This is a genomic window from Lacibacter sp., assembly GCF_057361365.1.
Window position 1 is genome coordinate 62753 of the sequence record NZ_JBMQSG010000016.1, and the last position, 20034, is coordinate 82786.

Sequence of the window (20034 nt, forward strand, 5' to 3'; positions counted from 1 at the left end):
AGTTCTAAGTGATTGACGATCGTTTGAAGTTAAAGATTTGCCTATTGCCAATTGCCAATTGGTCCTGGGCGTCTTGAAGGATTGTCAATTGCTCATTAACCATTAACAACTAACAACTAACAACTAACCATTAACCATTTTCAACAAAGGGTGTTTTAACGGTTTTCTATATTCTCTTCCTGTTACATCTTAGCACTGCATCGTTGTATAGATTTATCGAACGATTGCTTCGCAACCTGGCAAACACTTTGGTTAAGTAGTGAGCTTGGAGAATGCGGGGCAATCGTTTTTTGTTTTTTAAGTAATAGTTAAGATTAGTTACTTAATTCATTTCCGCAGCTATCATTTCCGCTTGTTTCAATACCGTGTCAGTTGCCAGTTGTTGCATATCAGGTGGATAACCATATTGGCGTAGTGTTCTTTTTACAATTACTTTCAGTTTTGCTTTTACACTTTCTTTGATCGTCCAGTCGATAGATGCATTTTCTCTTACACGTTCGTACAATACTACAGCTAGTTCACGGAGTTTATCTTTAGTCATTAACTCTTTTGCACTGTCGTTATTGGCAGCTGCAGTATAAATAGCATATTCATAATCCGTCATTCCCAATTCTGCGGCTTCCTTGTCCATGTCGGTAATATCTTTCCCAAGCTTGATGAGTTCATCAATTACCTCTGCTGCGGTAAGAATTTTATTATGGTATTTTTTAATGCTGTTCTCCAGCATCTCCATGAGTGTTTTACTTTTTACAAGGTTCTTTTTAATGCGTGATTTCAATTCATCATTCAGCAATTTGCGTAATACTTCCATGGCAATGTTCTTGTGCTCCATGCCTTTTAACTCAAGCAAAAACTCTTCTGATAAAATGGAAATATCCGGCTTCTTGATGCCTGCTGCATCGAACACATCAATTACTTTATCTGATACCAACGCCTGATCAATCACTTGTCGAATAGTTGTTTCAATTTCTTCATCTGTTCGTCCTGTACCTGAACCGTCAAACTTTGCAAGCCTTGCTTTTACAGCCTGGAAAAATGATACTTCATCTTTTACATCCATTGCCGTATCATGTGGTATAGCAATGGCAAATGCTTTTGATAAAGCGGTTACTTCATTGATAAATCGTTTCTTGCCATCATCTAAACCAAGTATATGTTCTTCTGCTGCAAGTATGAGTGATAGTTTGCGTGATGTATCTGCATCAAAATAATCTTCATATGCAAAATTCTTTCCGTTTGGTGGCGAAGCATCAAACATTTGCGATACCACTTCCAGTTTTTCCAGCATCAGTTCCACTGCCTGCTCCTGCAGAATAGTTGGATCGCCTTTGCCACCTGCATCAGAATAAAAGGAGAGCGCTTTCTTTAAATCAGAAGCAATACCGAGATAATCGACAATTAAACCACCAGGTTTGTCTTTATACACTCGGTTTACCCTTGCAATGGCCTGCATGAGGTTATGGCCTTTCATTGGTTTATCAATGTACAAGGTATGCATGCTTGGTGCATCGAAACCCGTAAGCCACATATCTCTTACGATCACGAGTTTTAATTCATCCTCTGGATCTTTCATCCGTTCGGCCAGCAAGCGACGTTGATCTTTTGATGTATGATGTTTTGAAATAGCAGCACCGTCACTTGATGCCGATGTCATCACTACTTTCAATACACCCTTGTTTAAATCCTTATGATGCCATTCAGATTTTAATGCAATGATGGCTGCATACAATTCAGCCGCAATACGTCGACTCATGGTGACAATCATCGCCTTGCCTTCAAACACTTGTTGCCGTTGCTCAAAATGTGTAACAATATCTTTAGCAATATTTTTAATTCGTTTTTCACTTCCCACCAGTGCTTCTAACTGTGTCCACTTTGCTTTTGCTTTTTGTGTAGTAGTTAATTCTTCCTTGTCCAGTTCATCATCTACTTCTTTTACGAGTTCCTTTCCTTCTTCACTTAAACTTACCTTGGCCAAGCGGCTTTCGTAATAAATACGCACCGTTGCACCATCTTCCACCGCTTGTGCAATATCATATACATCCACATAGTTACCGAATACGGCCGGTGTATTGACATCAGTGTTTTCAATAGGTGTACCTGTAAAGCCAAGATAGGTTGCATTGGGTAATGCATCACGCAGGTATTTGGCAAAGCCATACACAATTTTCTTCCCGGTTACATTCCCTGCTTTATCTTTTTCATCAACTGTTTTTGCTTTAAAACCATATTGAGTGCGGTGTGCTTCATCAGCAATCACAATAATGTTATTACGCTCCGATAGTGTTTCATACACATTTCCTTCATCGGGTTGAAATTTCTGAATGGTGGTAAACACCACACCACCGCTTGCCACTTTCAATAATTCTTTTAAGTGAAAACTATTTTCTGCCTGCACAGGTTCCTGACGTAGTAATTGTTTGGATGCTGCAAACGTATCGAACAACTGATCATCAAGATCGTTTCGGTCTGTGATTACCAACACTGTTGGGTTATGCATAGCCAAAACAATCTTGCCTGTATAAAACACCATCGACAGTGATTTACCGCTACCCTGTGTATGCCATACCACACCGCCTTTACGATCGCCAACAGGTTGGTGCTTTACAGCAGGTAGGCCATAACTTTCAGGTGATTCTTGAACGGTAAGGTTGTTATGGAACGTATTCCTCTCTTGGGAGGGGTTAGGGGTGGGTTCGGTAAAACCCGAAGCTCTTAGTGTACTCTCTACCGCACGGTTCACTGCATAGTATTGATGATAAGCCGCTAGCTTTTTTACAGTGCTGATAGTTGTAATACCAGTTGCTGTATCCTCCTTCTTCGATTTTTCAAATACAATAAAATGCGTGATAATATCAAGCAGCGTTTCTTTATTGAGCATACCTGCAATCAATGTTTCCAATTGACTTACGAGGTGCGATGCTTCTGCTCTACCATCGGCCGTTTTCCATGCCATATAACTGCTAAGCCCAGCCGAAACAGAACCAGCCTTTGCTTCCAGCCCGTCCGAAATTATATTGAACGCATTGTACACAAACAAGGAAGGGATCATGGCCTTGTAGGTATCGACCTGCTGATAGGCCGATTTAATGGTTGCATTTTCATCAGCTGCATTTTTGAGTTCCATTACGGAATGCCGTTTACAAACAGAATTACATCAGGTCGTTTGTTATGGCTGTTTTCAATGATGGTAAACTGGTTGGCTACTACAAATTCGTTGTTGTGCGGATTGTTGAAATCGATGAGCCAAACACGGTCGCCACGATCATCGCCATCAACACGTTTGTTCACCGGGATACCTTCGGTAAGATAACGGTGAAAGGTTTCATTATCGGCCAGTAACTCCGGCGATGCAATGCGTTGCATTTCACGAATGGCTTCTGTATGTGCTGTAGAAGGCAACGAATGGTTGATCTTTTGTACAGCTTTTTGCAGTCTAGCGGTTAAGAGCACCTGCTCAAAACTTTCCCGTTCAGGTGTATCACTATCCGGTGCAATAGCAGGGCCATAGATGTACGAATAACCTAATTGTTCAAGGCGTTGGATGGTTAGCAGCTCAATGTGGTTTTCAGAAATGTGGCTCATGGAGTTTAAAAATAAAAAAAAGCCGTTAGGTTTTGCTAACGGCTGAAAGAAAGATTATCTGGTTTTTATTTAAACTTATACTGCCAAGGGCCATTGGTTAATTCCATTTCCGTTTTCTTAAAATCCACAAACGTAAAATAATAGGATTTACCAGGTTCCAAATCAGTGCCTCTCTCTAAAGGAATAATTTTGATTGACTTTGAAGCGGCAAGATATTCCCATTTCATTTTAATGGTAGCGTGTAGCGATTCATCTATTTCTGTTATTGAACATGTATTTAAGTCGGCCCTTTCACGTTTATAAAAATCTTTGTAGGTATATGAACCAGTGCCGTCAGCAGAAAAACTGGCTGAAACCGCTTCTAGCCGTTGGGTTGTAGAGATTGAAAGTGAACAATTTCCACTTACGAACGGAGTGGTTTTTTTGTAGGTAATTCCAAAATCATGTCCTTGCCCGTCATTTCCTTCATACACCGACCATGCTCCGTGCGAAACAAGTATAGCAGGAGTATCGAGTGGCGCAGGAGTTACTGTTCCTACTACGCTTGTAGAATAAGCAAACCCTTCCAATTTAACCTGAATGGAATAAACAAAAGTTTCTATTTTATCCGTTACAGAATTAAATTTTACACTTTCACCATCAATATCTAAGAGCTTAACATTTTCTTTGTTGTCAGTGATATTTATGATAATATCTCTGTTTGGTAAATTATTTAACAGGGTAATAGCTTCGTAGTCGTTACGGTACTCGGGAAGACCTCCTAAAGCTGGTAGATAATCAAAAATGGTTTTTAATCGTTCAAATATTTCGAAAAACTCCTGTAACTCCTTATTTGACCCGTCTTTTTCAGGGTGCATGGTGCGAAATCCAGCTTCAAGGTTCAAATCCTCAAACCTTTCGTCCCAGTAATAGCGGTTAATATTTTCAAATAACTCTTCGCTAAATATCCATTTAGCACTGAAGTATATACCCAATGTTCTTCTTAGTTCATTAATGTATTTCCCATGAACTAAATGAAGATAAGTAGCTGTTAAAAACGGGATCTTCCATTTTCCGGCCGGCAAGGTTATTAAAGCGTCACCAATTTCCTTGATTAAAGGTTTTATCGCTCCCACAAAAAAAGAGGCCTTACAAATACCATGTTCGTATTTGGTTGAGTTAGAATTACACTCAGATATTTTCTCAGGGTACGATATGATTCTTCCGTTAAGCCCTGTTCCAAGATTGTAATGCAGAGAATTAAACATCTCTTTATTTGCCTCATAAAAGAGTGTCATTATTTTTCTTTCATCTGCCGTTAGTGAATTAAACATATCCATTATATCTATCTTGCTGAGGTTTAAACTTTCAACGAATGGTGTATCGACAATAGTTGCATAGCTTAAACCCAAAATATATGAATCAAATTCCTTTAAAACATCATCAACTAATTGATCTGGGTTGCCTTCGATCGTCTTCGATACATTGAACTTAATGGAAGAAGAATCAAATTTTAAATAGTATGTTCCATTTGATACATCAGGGATAATAAAGGAATATGAAGTGTCAGACGTTTTAACAATTGAAACATGTTCCGACCCAAATTGTGCGCTGTATTCAGCAACAACTGCTCCTGTTGTGCTCAGCCTTACAATCTCATAAGTTTTTACACTTGTTTTAGCAGCTATAAATTTTATACTGTTTTCATTAAAGATGTTTTCTTCAGTTTTCTTTTTACAGCTTTCAAAGAAAAAAGATGTCAAAATAAGCAGGATGGCCAAGCTTGCTTTGTTATGTAACATAGTGATGAGTTTTAAAGGAGAATATCTAATTTGCCTGAATGGCATCTAAGATTAAAGGCGAGTGAGTTATAGCCTGCATCTGCCGACAACTATATAACGTTGTTGAGCGGGGTAAATGAAAGCAAAAGAGATTTAAACAGCAATTTCAGCCGCTGGGGACAACGCAAAGAAAGGTCATACAGTTAAGTGGTTTTGGTGATTAAATGAATTCCGGGTATCTAAATCTATCCAAATAAAAACCTGTTTGCAATACCCCTAAAGGAGTATTTTTAGTACCTGGGCTATGATTTCTCAACAATGCCCCCTGAAAGAGACATTGCGTTTGTTTACCTTTATATTTACATACTGCACAACGTCCCCATTTGGATTTGTGCAACATTTAAACTTTAGATCAGTGGTAGACATTGCTGAGAAAGATAGTTAATGGTTATAAATAAATATGACTTGGTTTATTTTTGTTTGCCAGTAAACATATTAAAGGATGCTCCGATACCTACACCAAATGATCTCTGTGTAAATGTTTTGTCTGTTATATCCCTCCCGTTAAAAACATCATTCAGCGAAAAGTAAACTGCTAGATTTGATAATACAGGTGAACCTTTTTCAAGTACATGAAAGGCAAGTTCAAAATTTGTTCTTGGTTTGCTGTTTTCTACAATCACATACGATGGATAAAATATCACACCAACTCTATAATTCAAAAAGGCAGGGATATAATTTATATGTGGCCTGAATGTTAAATACTTTTTTACGGCATAGTTGTTTTTGCTATAGCCATATCCGTCTTCATCCGAAATTTGAACGGTTCTCGTGTTACCACTTTGCGGGTCGGTGATTTGAACCTCGTAATCTTTTATTTCATAAGTCTTCAGTGTTGAATAATTGTTTTTTATTGCGAACTCCAGCGACCCTCCCCATATAAGATTGTTATTTTTTTTCTGACCAGTTGACAAAGCCTGGAAAAAAGCAATGCTTGCTGAAAAGCCATTAAAGGCTGTATCAATTTTCATATCATCGAAAGGACGGGTGGCATCAAAAAGTCGTAAAGAAGATGCTGCATATTGAGCTGAAAATAACCAGTTGTCAATTTTCGTGATGTTATCATCACCATTGCCTATGCTTATTTTTCTTGTTGCGAAATAACCACCTAAAACAGTGCCGGGGGAAAAAGTTCCTTCTGAAAAAAGGCTGCCCAGGTTTTGTTCTGTTTTGCCTTTTATTGAAAGCCCAAAACCCTTGGAATAAATTGCAACAGGTAACTTCGGTTTATTTCCAGGGGGAGGGGGTAGTTTAAAACCTTCAGTGACAAATAATGTGTCGGTTTCATAAGACTCTTTTGATTTGTAGATTGGTTTATAAGAAAAAAACTTAAAGAAATTCACCTTTAAACTATTGTCTTTAGGCGTAAGCCTTATATTAAAATTACCTCCCGTTGGATTTAGGATTATAGGAAAACCACTTCCTGAAGCATCTTCAAAATAATCCTGTGCACTTATTTTAGTTGAAAAAAAAATTGAAAGCAACATTAAAAGGATTGTATCTTTTTTCATGAGAGATTTTTTAAGCAGTATAAATTACTTGTTTGTGCGCCTGCATGTTTGATGAGATAGTACCTGGAATCGGGCTTGGTTGAGAGCCGGGTTCAGTTACACCGTTATCGCTGAATTGTGTTGTTATTTGATAATCTGTGCCATTTAGCCCGAAAATGTAAAAATCAACAACGATGGGGGTTCCGTCGTCTATTAAGGCGTTGGAAAATCCTCCTACAAATTTCCCGCCTGACTGCCATTTAGGAATTTGAATTCCGTTGGCATATGCAAGAACATCTGTAACAGTACCTTCTACAGTAAATGAAAAACTAATGGTGTGTTGCGGCATAATAGATTTATTTATTACCGCTAAACTAATGGAGAGAAATTAACCTGTACCCGTGAAAAATCCCGTTTTTGTATGGGCTTTTCCACTAAACGTAATTAAACGAAAAAAAACATCCTACCCATTCCTTCATCCTGTAAATCCTCGGTTCAGACAACCACCCTTACCTCCCCACTCATCAACTTCGGTAACAACACATCACGAAGGGTGGTGAGGGTGCGGATTTGTAGTTTATTTTTTGCTAATTTTTCTTGTAGAGATAAAACGTAATTTTCAAACTTTAGTATAATCTCACCTGGCGGTAACTTGAATGTATAGGAACTGATTGAACTAGGTGAAGTATGCCTTATTGATGTTCCAGATGCACCGCTTAAAATATACCACTGATAATCTTCTGTTTTCATCAGATTGTAAAGAAAGTATTTGCCTAGCTGCTTTTTAAATTCAACTTTTCCCACACGTTGATTATGTAAATATGTTTCTCCAGAATAACTTATTGGAATAATTGCAGGGTAACCTAATGTGTTTCCATCAACACTTAAGTCAGTCATAGTAACCACTAAATCTCCTTCTTTAAAAGTATAATTAGCTGGAATCTCATTTGATAAGCAGTATTTAAACTTTTCGGATTTAAATCCGACGCCAATTTTGAAATTGCCTGGAGTTACGAGAATATATTTTGTTGGCTCACTAACTATGTGTTCTCCTTTAAACGCATATCCGTGTTTAAGAGAAATAAAATCTCCCAGCTTCACTTCTTCCCATTCTTCGTTCACCTCTTCTACAAACCACTGCTTGAATAATGTTTCGGCCATCGCTTCCAGCGTTGCGTTTTGGCGTTGGAGCAAATCGATTTTATCGTCTAAACTGCTGAGTATCGTCGTGATGCTATTTCTGATTTTTTTTTCAGGCCAGGGGATTGAAATTTCTTTTAACTCTTTTAAATTAAGAGTTGCTTGGACTGTTGTATTACATGATGCTAAGATATTATGACGTACTCCCGGATGTCGAAAGCTATACGAAATGTATTTACCTTCATTTTTATTTTTTAATCTTAGTACGCCAATAGCTCTTGCAACATTCCATCCTTCGAAATCTGAAGTGACAACTACTGAAACCCCAGGGTCACCTACTAATACAACAAACAGTTCTCCTCCTTGTAGAACTGTTCTTTTATGAAGGGCATTGGTCTCCTTACTTATTCTATAATTTATATTAGAATCAATTTTTCCTTTTTTTATGTCACCTGCTCTTATTAATGGGATACCATTCGGAGTATCTGCTCCAGGATACATAACACCAACAGAAATACCCTTGTCTTGCAGTACAGTGTCGACTTTTATTAATTCCCAATCAACAGGTATTTGTCCTATTTCAGTCTCAGTCCAAACACTCATTGTTATTCGTTTATGTGAATTATCTTTCTCAAATTCTCCTATATCAATTTATTCAACGCATCTTCTTCTTTCAGTTGTGCTTCGAGTTCAGTTTGCAGTTTACTAAAGCGTTCAGTAAAATCAAACTCATCTTCATCATCGGGCAGGCCCACATAACGGCCGGGGGTTAATACATAATCGAGTTCTTTTACTTTGGTAATGGAGGCAGAGGCGCAGAAGCCGGGTATGTCAGAATAACCCACCCCAAACTCTCCCGAAGCTTCGTTCGGGACCTTAGGCCTCCCTTCGGGGATGTTTTTCCAACGATGATAGGTATCTGCAATTTGATTGATGTCTTCGGTAGTAAATTCTAAAGTGCGGCGGTTAATTAAGTGGCCGAGTTTGCGTGCATCAATGAAAAGAATTTGCTTAGGCTTGTCTTTAGGGGAGGGACTACGTTTCATAAACCATAAACAGGCAGGTATCTGTGTATTTAAAAACAGTTTGGCAGGCAGGTTTACAATACATTCAATCAAGCCTGCTTCCACCAATGCTTTGCGTATGTCGCCTTCGCCACTTGTTTTAGAGGTGAGCGAACCTTTGGCCAATACCACACCTGCACGTCCGTTAGGTGCAAGGTGATAAATAAAATGTTGCAGCCACCCAAAGTTGGCATTGCCTGCAGGCGGCACACCGTATTGTCAGCGTGCATCGTTACGCAACAGTTCGCCACTCCAGTCGCTTACATTAAAGGGCGGGTTGGCAATAATAAAATCGGCCTTTACATCTTTATGCGCATCGTTTAAAAAACTTCCTTCGCTGTTCCATTTTACCTGGCTGCTGTCAATGCCACGTATGGCCAGGTTCATCTTCGCCAATCGCCAGGTGGTTTGGTTACTCTCTTGTCCGTAAATAGAAATATCGTTGAGTTTACCCTGGCGTTGCAATACAAACTTTTCGCTTTGCACAAACATACCACCACTGCCGCAACAGGGATCGAACACACGACCCTTGTAGGGTTGCAGCATTTCAACCAACAGTTCAACCACACTGCGTGGTGTATAGAACTGTCCGCCTTTTTTTCCTTCGGCCAATGCAAACTCGCCGAGGAAATATTCAAACACATGACCGAGTACATCGGCACTTCTTGATTTTGCATCGCCCAATGCAATATTGCTTACAAGATCAATCAATCCGCCAAGGCTTGCAGGGTCTAAATTTTGTCGTGCATATACTTTAGGTAACACCCCTTTGAGCGATGGATTATCACGTTCAATGGCATCCATTGCTTCATCTACATCTTTGCCTATTTCAGGAAGTTTTGCACGGCTTTGTAAATATTTCCAGCGTGCCGATGGTGGTACAAAGAATACATTTTCGGCACGGTACTCATCACGGTCTTCAGGATCGGCACCGGCATAATCGCCTTTGCCTGCTGCGAGCTTCTCAAACATTTCTTCAAACGAATCGCTGATGTATTTAAGAAAGATAAGGCCGAGTGCAATGTGTTTGTATTCGGCTGCATCAATATTCTTGCGGAGTTTATCGGCTGCTTTCCAAAGTTGTTTTTCGAGAGGCTCCTGTTGTTCGGTCTTTTTTGCTTTGGCCATAGTTTAAGAAAAAAATGGAAGTTAGGAAAAGAACTTTTGTGAAACGGGAAAAATACGGGTAGGAAGATGATCGAGATTGAATATTTTGTTTTTGCAAAAAACAATTATTATGGGTACAACAAAAAATAATCAGCAAAAAGAAGAATCCGGCAAAAATTTGATTGTGTTATTGAGTGTACTGGGTTCTATATTGTTTCTTGTTTTATTAGGCTACGTTCTTGTTCCCTCCTTAGAAGCTGAAACAACATATGGAAAAGATGGGTCAGCCAAAGACTCGACAGCTATAACCATTACCGATACTGTTTATAAAAAAGGATCCGATACAGCTTATTACAGTTCTAAAAAAGTAACACATACTTCTCCGGTGAAAGCAGTAAAACCAACGCCGACGTATGGAACGCTTAAAGAGCGTTTGGATACTGCTTTTTTTTATTTCCTTCTAATATTCGGAATGCTGTTGTTGTTGTTGCTTTTACCCAGGATATTATCATTTACCATCAACAAAGACGGTATTACAGCAACACTCTCAGAGAAAGAAAAGAAGGCTCAAAACCTTGAACTTGAAAAAGTAAATGCCGATGCGCAACGTGAAGCCGTAGCTAAACCAACTTTACGAAAAGTAAACCTTAAGGTTAATGACGGTTTTGAAGAAGAGACAAAAGATGCGAACGTAGAAGAAGACCCGCAAAAAGGATTGTGGGGCGGTTTAGCAAGTGTAAGGAACAGGAAAATGTCAGCATCATTTAAGTCCATTGATAAAAGTGAGTGGGTGCGTGTAACACTGAAGGTTGAAAGCCTCAATACAGCATCTGCTCCCTTAACTGATTATGTACTGTTTCATTTGCATCCGACCTTTCCTCAGCCCAACGTAAAAATTTATGTAATTAACGGAATTGCCGAATACAGTTTTACTGCATGGGGTGCCTTTACTGTAGGTGCTGATGCTGATTTTGGTGAAACATTCCTGGAATTAGATTTGTCGCAAGAGCCAAATGCTCCTGAACCATTCAAAAGCCGTTAACAGATTTCATCTACAGTTTTTAAGTAATTCATACTGCTGGATAGCTTTACCGAGCTGTGTTTCTTTGCGTATATCAGCGGCCAAAAAAAAGCCCCTCTTTGTGAGGGGCAAGTGCTGAACTTCATAAGTTGTTGGTGGAAGGTTAACAACGGCCGGATGGAATTACAATACTGATTTAGGTGATGATGTAAAGATGTACAGTTAGCAAAACATTGAAAAGGGTAGAAGAGGAAGTTGAATACGGGAAAAACCCCGTGCTGGTTGTTGTATTTAATGTTGATATTGACGGATAATAATCACTTAAACCCAAAATCATTTATTATGGCTAGAGAAAAAATGACAGTAAAGGCATATCACTGGGATAAACATTCCAACAGCATGGAAAAAACACCAAAAGACACCCGCTATGATATGCCACATAGTAAAGAAAATACAACCGGCACTGAACAATCGGCTGGAATGCCAACCACTTTGGAAGCATATCTTGCAATGGTTGAAAGGTTCAGACTAGAAGCGGCAAAAGATCCAACTATTTTCAGCAAGTTGCTGTGTGTTACCTTCAGCAAGGCCTCCATTTTTCGTATCCTGAGCCAGGAAAAATGCGAGGCGATTCGTATTTGGCAGGCCATGCCAGATGGGGATGGAAAAGTTAGTTTTGTACTGGAGGGCTTAGACGAAAGTCACCAACCAATAAAAAAAGAAATCGTGCTGGATGCTGCAGACAAAAAAGACGCATATATTCATGACGACGGCGATCCTTTTTATGAAGAGAGAGGAAATGGTGAAGAAGAAGAAGGGCCCGCTCCATTAAAATCGTTATCGCAGCAGCCATTAGCACCTCAAACTTTGCGTCAATTTATGGAAACGCTATTTAATGCGTTAGCAAAAAAATAAGATGGAATGTTGGTTTACATCTATTATTTTTTGATGTTGGTTTGCTTTGCCACCGGTTGCTTTTATTTACAATATACTTATGTAAAGCTCCTGGTGGCATTGCTTTCTTTTTCAATTATAACTGAAGTTGCGGTAGAGGTGATTGGTAAAGAAACAAACAGCTATTATTTTCTTTATCACTTTTTCATCATTATTGAATACATCTTTATTACACTTATGTTGAAACGATGGGTTACAAACGGAACAGTGAAGAAAATAATGCGGGTATCGCTGGCTTTATTTTGTTTAACCTCACTGTTTGTTTCGTTGTATGTGCAAGGGTTTTCGTTTTTTCCCAGCATTAATGCAAATATTGAAGGCTTGCTGATTATTACCTGGTGCATTGTGTCCTTTTTCTCCATTGTTCCGTTAGAGAATACAGCAATTTATCAATTGCCTGTTTTCTGGATCACACTTGCCTTCTTTATTTATTTTTCGGGCACGCTTGGTATTAATGGAATTTACAACTACCTGCTATCGCAAGAGGCAGCAACAGCAAAAAAGATATACAGCATCTTTAATTCCATTTCAAACTACGTTTTGTATATTTTGCTTACAATAGGAATACTATGCCACAACCAGGACCGGAAATACTCAGCGCAGTTGTAGTTGTTTCATTTATTATACTTATGCTGTCGCTTGTGGTCATTTTCGTAATGGTCAATTATAAAAAAAAGCAGCAGATACACCTCCATGAAAAATTACTTATGAAAGAAGAATTTGAAAAACAGTTTTTAAAATCGCAGTTTGAAGTGCAGGAGCAAACCTTCCAACAAATAGGAAAAGAACTGCACGACAATGTTGGCCAGTTGTTAAGTACATCCCGTATGCTTATTGGTTTAACCGAACGTGAATTGCAAAACCCTCCTGATACGTTATTAACTGCGAATGCTACATTGGGACAGGCAATCAATGAGATCCGTTCACTTGCGAAGTCATTGGATAAAGAATGGCTTGAGCGTTTCAGTTTTACCGAAAATATTCAAACCATGATCGAACGTATCAATGCTGGTAAAACCATTGAGGCAGATTATGTGCAATCAGTTGAGTTGCCACTCCGCAGCGATGAACAGATCATCTTATTCCGCATTGTGCAGGAAGCGATACAAAATGCGGTAAAACATGCAGCACCCACACATATGCGTATTGCTGTTGAACAGGAAGAAAATAATTATCGAATAACAGTTAGTGACGACGGTAGAGGGTTTGATCCAGGGTCGGTGGCAAAAAGTATGGGACTTACCAATATGCAGCATCGTGTGCAATTGCTGAAAGGAACGATTCAATACAATTCTATTATGGATAAAGGCACAACGGTTGCCATCCGTTTACCTGTAAACACAAATAACGAATGAAGCTCACGATTGGATTAGTTGATGATCACCAGTTGTTTTTAAAATCACTTCAGTTAATGCTGGAAAGTTTTAAGGTGTACGAAGTAGTGATTGAAGCACTCAATGGCGAGGACTTGAAAAACAAACTGAAAAGCAGTGGTAAAATTCCTGACCTGATGTTGGTGGATGTTAACATGCCGGTAATGGATGGCATTGCCACCAGCAAATGGCTAAGTGAACATTATCCTGCAATGAAACTGATTGCACTTTCGATGAATGATACGGATACAGCCATCATTGATATGATTAAAGCGGGTTGCTGTGCTTACCTGTTAAAAGATACACATCCCAATGAATTGGAAAAAGCATTGCAGGAAGTAGTGACCAAAGGTTATTATAATGCAGACGCAAGCAATGTCAACTTTCGCAGGTTGCTGTTAAAATCAAATGAACCTCCTACCATTGTGTTGACAGAAAAAGAAAAACAGTTTCTGAGTTATGCCTGCAGCGAACTAACGTATAAACAAGTAGCTGCTGAAATGAATTTAAGTGAGCGTACCATTGATGGTTACCGTGAAGCATTGTTTCAGAAATTTCATGTGCAAAGCAGGGTAGGGCTTTGTTTAGAAGCGTTGAGGAAGGGTTTTGCAAAGCTGTAGCAGAGTACTTTACAGTACACACTACTTTTAATCCCAAATGAATTAATTTTGAGGGGAAGCAATCCTTTTACTGCTATCTGCTTGTATGAAAACGTATCTCTTAATTCCTGCTCTGCTGTTTGTATGGTCGTTTGTTTCCTGTAGTAAAAAAGACGATCCTTCGGCTTCTGCCTCCATTGAAGTAAATGCTGTAACGCCAGCAATGGCAAGGGTGAACAGTACAGTAAAAGTTACCGGTAAAGGGTTTAAACAATTACTGCTGTCCGATAGCAGCAGCCAGTTTTCATTATATATCGCTGATGTGCGGTGCGATGCATCGGTAATAAACGATACACTGCTGGAAGTATTTGTTCCCTCCAATGCAAAAAGCGGAATGGTATGCGTGGAATGGAAATCTAAAAAATACTGTGCGCCTTCACCGTTTACTATTTCGGCTGCCAATGGTATGCAGAATACATTTCAGCGCCTGCCCGATTACCCGGGCAAGAAAAATCTTCCCAGCACGATGTTTGCCATCAATGGATTTGTGTACATCGGGTTCGATGATTTCTGGAAGTTTGATGTGGAGCAACTAACATGGCAACGGGTGGCCGATATGCCCGAGTGGGCAAGCCGCACAACTTCTTTTGTCATTAATGGCAAAGCCTATGTATTCGGCGGTCTTACAGCAAGTGCAGGCAACGGAGCCAGTAGTTTGTATTGCTATGATCCGCAAACAAACAGCTGGACAAAAAAAGCATCGATGCCTGCAGCAGGCCGTATGGATCCACTTTCGTTTGTGTATAACAATAAAGCCTATGTGCTGGGTGGGCATGAAGTGTATAACAATCCCGTGTATCAACAATGCTGGACCTACGATCCGCAAACAGATACATGGGCACGTTTACCCGATTTGCCTGCAGCCGTTGAAATTGAAGGCAATGCTTACAGGGTGGGTAGTTTATTTTATATACCCACTACCAATTATGAAACAATTGAGTTTAACCCTGCAACAAATGTGTGGCGTGTAGTACAGGGCGGGCCACAGACAAGGTTTGCAGCTATCCATTCTTCACAACGTTGGGATAATATGGCTTACCTGTTAAAGGGCAATGAAATGTACCGGGTAACGCAAAGGTTCGACGGAGCATTGATGTCCACTTCCTATCAATTCCCAACTACTCCGGGCAACAAACAGTTTAGTATGTATACAAGTGCTGGTGAAGAATTGTTTTTTATGTATATCAACAATCTCACTTACGCCAATGAGTTTTGGGAATACCTGCCGGAATAAAACAACACTTATAAATCATCATCTTCATAATCCAGTTTATAATTCCCTATATGTTGCTCACTGCTTCTAATTGCACGGTGCTGGTAAAAATAATTGATGATGCCTGTGAGAAATAACAGCCCTGCTATCACAAACATAACCGACCTGATAATGCTGCCATACTCTACCTGAAGTAGATTATTGATGGTGAGCCCGGCAACAAGAAAGTACATAGATGTGCGCAGGAAAGCAAGAAAGGTTGATTGATTAGCCAGCACTGTACGTTGCAAGGCCAGTTTCTCCCGTAAGATGAGATCTTTGTTCATGTGCTGTTCATTACAGTTGTTGTATGAATATACGAAATGAGTGTGCGTATATGTTTACCGGGTTGCACTGGCTTATCATTCGTTTATGTGTTGTTTTAACCTGACGCAACTTTCTTATGTGAGCCGTGCCATGTTTTCTTCTTTTGCTGCTATGCGTTTCGCCTTCGTGGTAATTAAACATCAGCATCATCTGCGCCATCTGTGTGTAACCAACCTTTTTGCGGTTGACGGCTGAGGCTGTACCGACGAAAAAACGGATCCCATTTACGGAATCCGTTTACAAAATTATTGAGGCACTCGTTAACCCAAATCTCTCAGCCATTGAATCAGATCGTCTTTGGCTTTGCCGGTTTTCTTCTGAATTTTTCCCCACATTTCATCATCTTTACCTTCTTCGTAGGTAAGATCATCATCAGTTAAATCGGCGTATTCCTGTTTGAGTTTACCTTTCCACTCGTTCCAGTGGCCTTTTACTTCTAACTTGTCCATACTTCAAAGTTTTTAGGTGTTATAAATAGTTTATACCTGTATATAGTTTAAAAAACTGTGCCAAAAAAAAGTGGGGAATTGTAAAGTTGCATTTACGTTGGCAGTAACACATCATAAATGGATTATTATGTACCGAGACTTGCAGTTTTATATATAATTAATTATATTTATATTATCAGTGCGGTGCGGCACATGCATAAGGTGGGAGTTTAACAGTCATTCAACAAAAGGTTGTTTACAGGAAGCAGCCATAACAGTGTTCATCATCGGTTAGGCCAACAGAATTAAATAGATGTTTTCACTTGTTTACGCCAAGTAATAACTGTTATGTGTTTTTTGCTACCTGGAAACTAACTTGCCATTTCAAACAGCCAACTTACAATCATCAATGAAAAGCATCGACCCTGCCTATACCTCTACATTTCCGTTATTAAAACGGCAATCTATTCAACGTAAATTGCCTTTTCTCATTTTTATTTTATTATTGGTAATGATGCTGGCCTTTGGTTGGTTATGCTACCTCGGTATCAGTAAAACAGCAAAGGAAGCAGCCAAGGAACGCTTGCTTACCTTATCCCAACAACTGGCTGGTATGTATGCGCAATCGGCCGTGCCTGTTATCAATGTTACCAAATCAGCTGCCGCCGGTGCTGCCATCAAATCCTTTGTTCTTTCCAGCGGTAAAGATTCAGCCGCTGCAGTAGATCAGGTATTACGCAAATTAAAATCGGACAGTACCTGGATAAATGTGGAATTGCTGAATGCGGCAGGTGAACAGCTGGCAACGGTGGTTCGTGATAATGCACATGATTCGCTGAAATTTTCTGCGCTTATACCTGGTTATCCCAATGTGGGCGATACTAGTCTTGTAAGCCGTTTACACGTAAATGGAGAAGCCTTCTATTATGCCATATGCGCACCAGTAGTTAATGAAGGTAAGCTTGTTGGATACCTGCTTCGCTGGCGGAAAATGTATAACTCAAAAGAAAATATTGAGCGGGTGTCGCAATTGCTGGGGAAAGAAGTGGTGATGTATGTGGGCAATGCCGATGGTAGTTTGTGGAGTGATTTGCGTACGGTGGTAAACGATTTGCCGGTTGCTATTAAAACCGACAGTACCCTTATCAATTATACAAAAGGGGGGGAAGATTATATGGCATCGCAGTCGCCGGTGCGTAATACGGAGTGGAAAGTAATGGTTACCCAACCCAAACATAATGTGATGCAGCCGGCAAAAGCTTTTTTAGGAACGGCTATCAGTAGTGCCGTTATTTTGATGCTTGTGGGTATTGTACTAACGTGGCTCATCAGCCGAAGTATCACCAACCCCCTTGAAACACTGGCCGTTGCTGCACGCAATATTGCCCGTGGCGATTTTTCACAAACAGTTTCATTAAAACGTGCCGATGAGCTGGGTGTGCTTTCACATGCATTTAATATGATGTCGAGAGAGGTAAATGAAACGCAAAAAAACCTGGAAGCAAATGTGGCGAAACGTACCGAGCAACTGGAGAAAGCCAATAAAGAACTCGAAGCATTTTCTTATTCGGTATCACACGATCTGCGTGCACCCCTGCGTGCGGTGAGTGGTTATGCTGCCATGCTGAAAGAAGATCATGCTGCCGCTCTTGATGCTGAGGGAAAGCGACTGGTTGATACGGTGATAAGTAATGCACGAATGATGGGTCAACTTATAGACGACCTGATTAGTTTTTCACGTATCAACCGAAAAGAAAATGCGATACAGGATGTGAATATGCAGCAACTCGTAAACCAAGTGGTTACTGAACTGCAAATACAGCGACGTGAAAAAAAATATCAATTTATTGTGCATGATTTACCTGACTGTAAAACAGATCCTCATTTAATAAAGCAGGTGTGGATAAACCTGGTTGATAACGCTATGAAATATTCGTCGCTGGAACCTGAACCGGTTATTGAAATTGGCAGCAATGCTACTGATGGCAAGGTTGAGTACTTTGTGAAGGATAATGGTGTAGGTTTTGATATGAAATACAGTGATAAGTTGTTTGGTGTTTTTCAACGTTTGCACAGCCAGAATGAATTTGAAGGAACGGGTATTGGCTTGGCATTGGTAAAACGGATCATTGACCGGCAGAACGGTAGCATTCGTGCCGAAGGAAGTGTGGGCAAGGGAGCGGTTGTAAGCTTTAGTCTTTGCTGATTATTCATAAAAAAACCGTTGTACAATGTTAAAGGAAGTGGAAATATTGCTGGTGGAAGATAATATGGCCGATGCTGAATTAACCATCAGGGCACTTAGCAAAGCACATATTGCCAACCATATACTGCATTTAAAAGATGGGGCAGAGGCGCTTGATTATTTGTTAGGAAAAGGTATTTATTCCGGTAGAGATCTTACACAACTACCTAAGGTAATTTTGCTTGATATAAAAATGCCGAAGGTGGATGGTATTGAAGTGTTGCGGCAGCTTAAAACGAATGAGCACACAAAACTGATTCCTGTTGTTATCATGACTTCCAGCAGTGAAGAGCAGGACATTCTCTCGAGTTACCAGTTAGGGGTAAATAGTTACGTGGTAAAGCCTGTGGGGTTCGAAGATTTTGCAAAAGCAGTGGGTGAACTTGGTCTTTACTGGATGCTGTTAAATAAGTCGGTGAAAAATTTGTAAAAGGGGCGTATGAAAAAAGTGTTGCACATCATACATATTGAAGATCTTGATTCTGATGCAGAGCTGGTGGCCTATGTGCTGAAAAAAGGAGGTATCAATTGCGTAATACACCGGGCGGTAAACAGGCAACAGTTTGAAGAGTTACTGGCTTATAGCAGGCCTGATCTTATTTTAAGTGATCATTCGCTTCCAACGTTTAACTCCCAGGAGGCATTGCAGATTTCGCAAACGGTAGATCCTTCTATTCCGTTCATTCTTATTACATCCACTGTGTCGGAAGATTATGCGGTGCAGATCATGAAACAGGGAGCAAGTGATTATATCCTGAAAGACCGTATGCAACGTTTGCCGAGCGCTGTTACCACATCAATGGATAAGTACGATGCGGAAACAGCATTACTTCGTCAACGTGTATTGCAGGAGAAGTTGATTGTTCGTACCAGCCTCAAGGCGCAGGAAAAAGTACGTAATGAAATAGGTATCGAATTGCACGATAATATTAACCAGATACTTGCTGCGTCGAAACTTTTTCTGGATAAAGCATTAAAACAAAATCCTGAACAGGAAGAATTGTTATTGCGCTGCAAGGGACATTTAATGAATGCCATTGAGGAGATCAGGCGTTTATCGCACCAAACAGTTACTCCTTCACTTGACAGTATTAGTTTAGGACAAATCATTCGTGATCTTATTGAGGATATACATCAAAGCTCTTCACTGCAAATAAGTTTTAATGCTGATTTTTTTGATGAAGAAAGTATAAGCAGGGATTTAAAACTTACTCTTTACAGAATTGTGCAGGAGCAAATGAGTAATATCATAAAACATAGCGACGCAAGTAATGCCTTCATCAAACTTTATCCCGAAGCAGAATCATTGATACTGTTAATTGGCGATGATGGCCGAGGTGCCGATATTGATGAAAAGGGAACCGGTATAGGGCTTAACAACATTAAAAACAGGATCGATTATTTTGACGGTGATCTCGATATTCAAACAACGCCCGGTAAAGGTTTTGTGTTGAAAGCAAAAATTCCTGTTGCTGATTCTGCCGGGTCGGCGGCCGATGTACACTAACTGTGCAATTGTGCACATGTCACTATATCTTTCAACTTCTCGCTTCTTAATGCGAACTCTCA

The 20034-nt window shown here is 39.8% G+C and carries 16 protein-coding genes and 2 pseudogenes; 9 read left to right on the forward strand and 9 right to left on the reverse strand.

What is annotated here, in order from left to right:
• Positions 1–322 precede the first annotated feature (322 nt).
• The 7 genes and pseudogenes from ACO1QW_RS15290 to ACO1QW_RS15320 form a co-directional block, all read right to left on the reverse strand.
• A complete protein-coding gene (locus ACO1QW_RS15290) occupies positions 323–3052 on the reverse strand; it encodes a type I restriction endonuclease subunit R (protein ID WP_486260174.1) in 2730 nt (909 codons plus the stop codon).
• A pseudogene (locus ACO1QW_RS15295) lies at positions 3029–3585 on the reverse strand (type I restriction endonuclease); the annotation flags it as partial. The pseudogene ACO1QW_RS15295 and the gene ACO1QW_RS15290, both read right to left, overlap by 24 nt.
• Positions 3586–3650: 65 nt before the next feature.
• On the reverse strand, positions 3651–5366 hold the full coding sequence (locus ACO1QW_RS15300; RefSeq protein ID WP_486259988.1) for a hypothetical protein: 1716 nt from the start codon (positions 5364–5366) through the stop codon (positions 3651–3653).
• Between the two features lie 449 nt (positions 5367–5815).
• Complete coding sequence (locus ACO1QW_RS15305; RefSeq protein WP_486259990.1) at positions 5816–6916, reverse strand: hypothetical protein; 1101 nt, start codon at positions 6914–6916, stop codon at positions 5816–5818.
• A gap of 10 nt (positions 6917–6926) precedes the next feature.
• A complete protein-coding gene (locus ACO1QW_RS15310; RefSeq protein ID WP_486259992.1) occupies positions 6927–7244 on the reverse strand; it encodes a hypothetical protein in 318 nt (105 codons plus the stop codon).
• Between the two features lie 146 nt (positions 7245–7390).
• A complete protein-coding gene (locus ACO1QW_RS15315) occupies positions 7391–8638 on the reverse strand; it encodes a restriction endonuclease subunit S (protein WP_486259994.1) in 1248 nt (415 codons plus the stop codon).
• A gap of 38 nt (positions 8639–8676) precedes the next feature.
• Positions 8677–10227, reverse strand: a pseudogene (locus ACO1QW_RS15320) (type I restriction-modification system subunit M).
• A 109-nt stretch (positions 10228–10336) separates the two neighbouring features.
• Between ACO1QW_RS15320 and ACO1QW_RS15325 the strand changes: the two are divergent.
• The 6 genes from ACO1QW_RS15325 to ACO1QW_RS15350 all read left to right on the forward strand — a co-directional run bounded on the left by ACO1QW_RS15325 (position 10337) and on the right by ACO1QW_RS15350 (position 15447).
• Positions 10337–11248, forward strand: a complete 912-nt coding sequence (locus ACO1QW_RS15325; protein WP_486259995.1) for a pYEATS domain-containing protein — start codon at positions 10337–10339, stop codon at positions 11246–11248.
• Between the two features lie 321 nt (positions 11249–11569).
• Positions 11570–12142, forward strand: coding sequence for a hypothetical protein (locus tag ACO1QW_RS15330; RefSeq protein WP_486259996.1), 573 nt, complete (start codon positions 11570–11572; stop codon positions 12140–12142).
• A 6-nt stretch (positions 12143–12148) separates the two neighbouring features.
• Positions 12149–12790 (forward strand): hypothetical protein, encoded by a 642-nt coding sequence (locus tag ACO1QW_RS15335; protein WP_486259998.1) that lies wholly within the window; start codon positions 12149–12151, stop codon positions 12788–12790.
• 98 nt (positions 12791–12888) lie between these two features.
• Positions 12889–13536 (forward strand): sensor histidine kinase, encoded by a 648-nt coding sequence (locus ACO1QW_RS15340; RefSeq protein ID WP_486259999.1) that lies wholly within the window; start codon positions 12889–12891, stop codon positions 13534–13536.
• Positions 13533–14174 carry a response regulator gene (locus ACO1QW_RS15345; RefSeq protein WP_486260000.1) on the forward strand — a complete coding sequence of 214 codons (642 nt, stop codon included), beginning with the start codon at positions 13533–13535 and terminating at the stop codon, positions 14172–14174. The genes ACO1QW_RS15340 and ACO1QW_RS15345 overlap by 4 nt, the downstream gene beginning before the upstream one ends.
• 85 nt (positions 14175–14259) lie before the next feature.
• Entirely contained in the window at positions 14260–15447 is a 1188-nt protein-coding gene (locus tag ACO1QW_RS15350) for a Kelch repeat-containing protein (protein WP_486260002.1), read from the forward strand.
• Positions 15448–15455: 8 nt separating this feature from the next.
• Here ACO1QW_RS15350 and ACO1QW_RS15355 read toward each other — a convergent pair whose 3' ends face one another.
• Together ACO1QW_RS15355 and ACO1QW_RS15360 are read right to left on the reverse strand one after the other, a co-directional pair.
• Positions 15456–15752 carry a DUF202 domain-containing protein gene (locus tag ACO1QW_RS15355; RefSeq protein WP_486260004.1) on the reverse strand — a complete coding sequence of 99 codons (297 nt, stop codon included), beginning with the start codon at positions 15750–15752 and terminating at the stop codon, positions 15456–15458.
• A 300-nt stretch (positions 15753–16052) separates the two neighbouring features.
• Positions 16053–16241, reverse strand: coding sequence for a CsbD family protein (locus ACO1QW_RS15360; RefSeq protein WP_486260006.1), 189 nt, complete (start codon positions 16239–16241; stop codon positions 16053–16055).
• 388 nt (positions 16242–16629) lie between these two features.
• On the opposite strand from ACO1QW_RS15360, the gene ACO1QW_RS15365 reads away from it, so the two are divergent.
• From ACO1QW_RS15365 to ACO1QW_RS15375, 3 genes are read left to right on the forward strand one after another with little or no spacing between them, the layout of a single operon-like run.
• Positions 16630–18426, forward strand: coding sequence for an ATP-binding protein (locus tag ACO1QW_RS15365; RefSeq protein ID WP_486260008.1), 1797 nt, complete (start codon positions 16630–16632; stop codon positions 18424–18426).
• A 25-nt stretch (positions 18427–18451) separates the two neighbouring features.
• A complete protein-coding gene (locus ACO1QW_RS15370) occupies positions 18452–18895 on the forward strand; it encodes a response regulator (protein ID WP_486260010.1) in 444 nt (147 codons plus the stop codon).
• A gap of 9 nt (positions 18896–18904) precedes the next feature.
• A complete protein-coding gene (locus ACO1QW_RS15375; RefSeq protein ID WP_486260012.1) occupies positions 18905–19972 on the forward strand; it encodes a sensor histidine kinase in 1068 nt (355 codons plus the stop codon).
• Positions 19973–20034: the final 62 nt, after the last annotated feature.

Excerpts from the sequence above, each read along its gene's own strand:
- ACO1QW_RS15365 (WP_486260008.1), top strand. The coding sequence starts at position 16,630 with ATGAAAAGCATCGACCCTGCCTATACCTCTACATTTCCGTTATTAAAA.
- ACO1QW_RS15310 (WP_486259992.1), bottom strand. The coding sequence starts at position 7,244 with ATGCCGCAACACACCATTAGTTTTTCATTTACTGTAGAAGGTACTGTT.
- ACO1QW_RS15335 (WP_486259998.1), top strand. The coding sequence starts at position 12,149 with ATGTTGGTTTACATCTATTATTTTTTGATGTTGGTTTGCTTTGCCACC.
- ACO1QW_RS15330 (WP_486259996.1), top strand. The coding sequence starts at position 11,570 with ATGGCTAGAGAAAAAATGACAGTAAAGGCATATCACTGGGATAAACAT.
- ACO1QW_RS15370 (WP_486260010.1), top strand. The coding sequence starts at position 18,452 with ATGTTAAAGGAAGTGGAAATATTGCTGGTGGAAGATAATATGGCCGAT.
- ACO1QW_RS15360 (WP_486260006.1), bottom strand. The coding sequence starts at position 16,241 with ATGGACAAGTTAGAAGTAAAAGGCCACTGGAACGAGTGGAAAGGTAAA.
- ACO1QW_RS15350 (WP_486260002.1), top strand. The coding sequence starts at position 14,260 with ATGAAAACGTATCTCTTAATTCCTGCTCTGCTGTTTGTATGGTCGTTT.
- ACO1QW_RS15375 (WP_486260012.1), top strand. The coding sequence starts at position 18,905 with ATGAAAAAAGTGTTGCACATCATACATATTGAAGATCTTGATTCTGAT.
- ACO1QW_RS15325 (WP_486259995.1), top strand. The coding sequence starts at position 10,337 with ATGGGTACAACAAAAAATAATCAGCAAAAAGAAGAATCCGGCAAAAAT.
- ACO1QW_RS15345 (WP_486260000.1), top strand. The coding sequence starts at position 13,533 with ATGAAGCTCACGATTGGATTAGTTGATGATCACCAGTTGTTTTTAAAA.
- ACO1QW_RS15340 (WP_486259999.1), top strand. The coding sequence starts at position 12,889 with ATGAAAGAAGAATTTGAAAAACAGTTTTTAAAATCGCAGTTTGAAGTG.
- ACO1QW_RS15290 (WP_486260174.1), bottom strand. The coding sequence starts at position 3,052 with ATGATCCCTTCCTTGTTTGTGTACAATGCGTTCAATATAATTTCGGAC.
- ACO1QW_RS15300 (WP_486259988.1), bottom strand. The coding sequence starts at position 5,366 with ATGTTACATAACAAAGCAAGCTTGGCCATCCTGCTTATTTTGACATCT.
- ACO1QW_RS15315 (WP_486259994.1), bottom strand. The coding sequence starts at position 8,638 with ATGAGTGTTTGGACTGAGACTGAAATAGGACAAATACCTGTTGATTGG.
- ACO1QW_RS15305 (WP_486259990.1), bottom strand. The coding sequence starts at position 6,916 with ATGAAAAAAGATACAATCCTTTTAATGTTGCTTTCAATTTTTTTTTCA.
- ACO1QW_RS15355 (WP_486260004.1), bottom strand. The coding sequence starts at position 15,752 with ATGAACAAAGATCTCATCTTACGGGAGAAACTGGCCTTGCAACGTACA.